The organism is Vibrio sp. D173a (assembly GCF_030248475.1).
In genome coordinates this window covers 1-4416 of the sequence record NZ_JAHGAH010000356.1, presented here as the reverse complement: position 1 = coordinate 4416, position 4416 = coordinate 1, and the positions used below count along the sequence as shown (strand labels likewise).

The window sequence follows — 4416 nt, the reverse complement described above, 5'->3', positions numbered from 1 at the left end:
AGTCACTTGGGTATACTCTCTTAATTTGTCGAAATTCAGGGCTGCCTCTTGCAGAATCAGTGGACTCCCTGCCCGATGAAGAGAAGTATATTGAACAGTGTTTTATGACTCTAATCGCCAAAAAGAAACCCGCACTTAACGGCGGGTTATTAATAAACAAGGGTAGATAGCTTGATAACCGAGGGTTATCATTGTTGGCGATCTCGATCTAGGTGCCCGGTAATAATCTCCGTTACAATATTGCGCAACCAATGCACCATATCATTACGTCGATTCTTATGGTGGTAGTAAGCCAGCAGTGATGGCTCGATCACCATACCGTCGAGCTCAATATCCAGCCTACGGAGCTTATACAACTTATCGACATTGACCGTTTTTGATGCTGGAAAAACCATATCTGAGTTTGCAACCACATCAATAATTGCAGATGGCAGCTCAGAGCGAAACGCAATTTTAGGCTCTACCCCTTTGATCTTCATTATTTTTTCTGAAAATGAAATATTAGAGTTCCAGTCAGCAGCAATCACGGTAGCAAACTCGAGATGCTGGCAGTCTGACACTCGTAAGCGATCACCTTGCAAAGGATGATCTTTTCGAACATAAGCACAGAACGCATCTTTTACGATTTCTTTCGTCAAGAGTTCTTTGGGGGAGTGGTTGATTTCGTAGTTCACTCCCAGCAGCACTTCATCCTTGATAATTTCATCCATGGTAGAACGCGACCAGTTCAGTAAATGAATTTGCACATTTGGTGCGGCCTGTCTGATTGCTTGGAAAATTTCGCTCGCATAGGAGCTAAGGATAAAAGGGGCTAACGCAATCTTGACCGTCCCGTTCATCTCTAATGGGTTAAAGTCTTTTGAACCATTTAACGTTATCGAAATCTCATCAAGTAACGGCGCTAAGCTTTCCGCTAAATCGTTCGCGAACTCGTTAGCTCGCAAGCCATGATGGGTTTTCACAAATAGCTCATCATCAAAGTGATCACGCAATCTCTGCAATGCTTTACTCACCGCAGGTTGAGACACAAACATCCGGTCTGCCGCACGGCGTATGTTTCGTTCTTGGTGGAGGATGATAAACGTTCTTAATAAATTGAGGTCGAGGTTGGAGAAGAGATCTTTGGCCATAAATTCACGTCGTTGATAACTTAAGGTTATTATTCAGCATAAGAACAGATTTGACGACTTTCCAACCGCAAGGCACCAAATGTTTGCGATCGATACGTCTTAATGACGAAAAAATTACACAGCCTACGATCAAGTTGGCGTTTGAAAAGCTACCTCCCCCTCCATTCGATGCTACCTTTGCTCACTATAAAACATAGATAACTGCAGCAATCTCACCAACCATAAGCTGCCGTGATACTTTAATTTGCAGAAGATGTTCCTATCTTCATTAACCTCAAAATACCGCTAAACAACAGGCAACGCTCACTGCTTTTCATAGCCGAAGATCTCGTAACCATGCCTTAACCCATCAATCTTTATCATGGGCACATCTTTCGCCTTTAGAATCCGGCGGCATTCCCGATCTTGTCGTCATGTCCATCGAGATTACTGAATAACACGAATGACCTGGAAACTTATGCTGAGAACTAACGCACGGCCGCTTTCTGGTTTTCTAAGCATCCCGATGACATCACGCGATCACCCTCTTATTTGTATCGAAAGTGATTTTCACTCTTCTATGTTCATTCACCAAAGTAGATAGGATAAAATTTATGAGTTACAGTTTGTTACAACAAACAAAAGGTCTTTCATTCTTATACCAAAAGTGGTTTCGACGCGTAACAAGGACTCCTATGACTAATAAAAAAGTGCTTATTCTCTATGCACATCCTTCACAGCATCGCTCCGAAGTGAATGCCCCCCTTTTTAATGCCGCTCAACAGATAGACGGCGTGACTTGTGTCGACCTATACGCCGAATACCCTCACTTCAATATCAATATTGACCGTGAACAGCAGCGTTTACGGGATCATGACGTCGTCATTTTTCAGTTTCCACTGTACTGGTATTCAACCCCAGCCATATTAAAAGAGTGGCAAGATCTGGTCTTAGAGTACGGGTTTGCTTACGGCTCAGAAGGTACAGAACTACAAGGTAAAACACTGCTCTGCGTGCTATCTGCTGGCGGGAAAGAAGAAGCTTATAAAGCTCAAGGGTATAACCATTTCACTATTCGCGAACTGCTTGCTCCAATCGAGCAAATGTCGGCGCTCACTGGAATGCATTACATTGCGCCACTGGCACTGTTCGGCTCCCGCACTGCGCTTGAAGAAAATCGAATCGCTCAACATATTGAACGTTACAAAACGCTGCTCAATGCATTGGTAAAAGACACATTGGATCTTAAAGCAGCAGCTTCACTCATCAAACTCAATAGCGCACTCCCACAACTGATTAAGGAAGCGTCATGACAGGGATATTCTTACAAGCCTTTGTTTACCTAATTGCCGCCGTAATTGCCGTTCCTCTAGCCAAACGCTTGGGCTTAGGTTCAGTGCTGGGCTATTTGATTGCTGGCGTGGTTATTGGCCCAATTATTGGTCTGGTTGGTGAAGAAACGACGACAATCCAACACTTTGCCGAATTCGGTGTTGTGATGATGCTGTTCCTCGTAGGTTTGGAGCTTGAACCCAAAATGCTCTGGGCGATGCGAAACCGCTTGATGGGACTCGGTGGCCTACAAGTTGGCGGTACAGCAGCGCTGATCATGGCAATTGCGCTTTACTTTGAACAACCATGGACGATTGCACTCGCGATCGGCTTAATTTTTGCGTTGTCATCCACTGCAATTGTGCTGCAAACCTTTAATGAGAAAGGGCTAACCAAGACCGAAGGCGGTCAAAATGCGTTCTCGGTACTGCTTTTCCAAGATATCGCGGTTATACCAATGCTGGCATTTATTCCGCTATTAGCACTGCCGGAACTCGTAGAGCAGGCACAATCTGCAGCTCAATCAGCAGCTGAACATCATGAAGAGCTCACCCTAGTCGCTGGTCTTCCTGGTTGGGCGTACGGTCTTGTGATCACCGCTTCTATTGCCATCGTGGTGGTTGGTGGACACTTCCTGAGTCGTCCGCTGTTCCGCTACGTTGCTAGCTCTGGATTGCGCGAAATCTTTACCGCCACCGCATTAATGCTGGTGATCGGCATTGCGGCCTTAATGAGCTTAGTTGGCCTATCCCCTGCTTTAGGCACTTTCTTGGCAGGTGTTATGCTGGCGAACAGTGAATTCCGCCACGAATTGGAATCCAACATTGAGCCATTTAAAGGCCTATTGCTTGGTCTGTTCTTTATCACCGTAGGTGCAGGCATCGACTTCTCAGTTCTGTTCAGCGACTTTGGTTTGATCATCGGCCTGACACTCGGGGTAATGGCTCTGAAAGCGGTAATTCTGTTTGTCATCGCCCTAATCTTTCGTATTAAAGGCAGCAACCGTTGGTTATTTACACTGAGCTTGGCACAAGCGGGTGAATTTGGCTTTGTATTACTGAGCTTCTCAGTGCAAAACCATGTAATTCCATTTGAGCTTTCACAGACTCTGGCGCTGGTTGTTGCGATTTCAATGTTCCTAACGCCGGGATTATTCATCCTGTTCGATAAAGTCATACTTCCTCGCTTTGAGAGTGAATCGAACGATCGCGAAAGTGATACGATTGAAGAACAAGGCACCGTGATCATTGCTGGTATAGGCCGCTTTGGTCAGATCGTAAACCGCTTATTAGTATCCAATGGCGTGGAAACGGTTGTTCTTGACCACCAAGCAAGCCAAATCGATAACATGCGTCAAATCGGCACACGAGCTTACTTTGGCGACGCGACTCGTCCCGATATGCTGCACACGGCGGGTATTGAGCACGCTTCAGCACTTGTGGTGGCGATTGACAACCAAGAGGCCAGCGTTGGATTGGTGAAACACGTGAAGCATAGCTATCCGAATGTGACCATCATTGCACGTGCATTCGACCGTGGTCATGGTTATCTGCTGCGCCAAGCTGGAGCCGACATCATTGAGTCGGAGACTTACCATTCTGCATTAGAGATTGGTGGGCATGCAATGAAAGCCATTGGCATACACCCGTTCTACACTGAGCAACAGAAATCAACGTATCGACGCGTCGAATGCCGTAAGTCTGACATGCTGTATGAAGCATGGGCCGATGACTCTGAGGGAGAACGTTATGATAACAACTTCCGTCAGCTGTTTATTCACCTTGAAGAGAGAATGGCTGAAGAGATGCAGAAAGATCGTCATGACAAACTTTCTCGCTCAGAACGTGGTTGGACACCGCCACCAAAAGGGTATGCGGATGACTTCAACGAAGAAAACGTTCAAGAGCTGAACCCTTGCAAAGAACAGCCTCAATAAAAGCAAAAACCTCCCACGCTCTGTCTCTTGATCACTAGA

General features: G+C 45.8%; 3 protein-coding genes. 2 read left to right on the top strand and 1 reads right to left on the bottom strand.

What is annotated here, in order from left to right; genetic code table 11:
* Positions 1–188: 188 nt before the first annotated feature.
* On the bottom strand, positions 189–1130 hold the full coding sequence (locus KIV40_RS25795; RefSeq protein ID WP_285352040.1) for a LysR family transcriptional regulator: 942 nt from the start codon (positions 1128–1130) through the stop codon (positions 189–191).
* Between the two features lie 674 nt (positions 1131–1804).
* Between KIV40_RS25795 and KIV40_RS25790 the strand changes: the two genes are divergently transcribed.
* Both KIV40_RS25790 and KIV40_RS25785 read left to right on the top strand, forming a co-directional pair.
* Entirely contained in the window at positions 1805–2422 is a 618-nt protein-coding gene (locus KIV40_RS25790; RefSeq protein WP_005433561.1) for an NAD(P)H-dependent oxidoreductase, read from the top strand.
* Positions 2419–4377 (top strand): monovalent cation:proton antiporter-2 (CPA2) family protein, encoded by a 1959-nt coding sequence (locus KIV40_RS25785; protein ID WP_285352036.1) that lies wholly within the window; start codon positions 2419–2421, stop codon positions 4375–4377. The genes KIV40_RS25790 and KIV40_RS25785 overlap by 4 nt, the downstream gene beginning before the upstream one ends.
* Positions 4378–4416: the final 39 nt, after the last annotated feature.

What these genes read in the sequence shown, in the direction of transcription:
- KIV40_RS25785 (WP_285352036.1), top strand. Translation starts at nt 2,419, where the DNA reads ATGACAGGGATATTCTTACAAGCCTTTGTTTACCTAATTGCCGCCGTA.
- KIV40_RS25795 (WP_285352040.1), bottom strand. Translation starts at nt 1,130, where the DNA reads ATGGCCAAAGATCTCTTCTCCAACCTCGACCTCAATTTATTAAGAACG.
- KIV40_RS25790 (WP_005433561.1), top strand. Translation starts at nt 1,805, where the DNA reads ATGACTAATAAAAAAGTGCTTATTCTCTATGCACATCCTTCACAGCAT.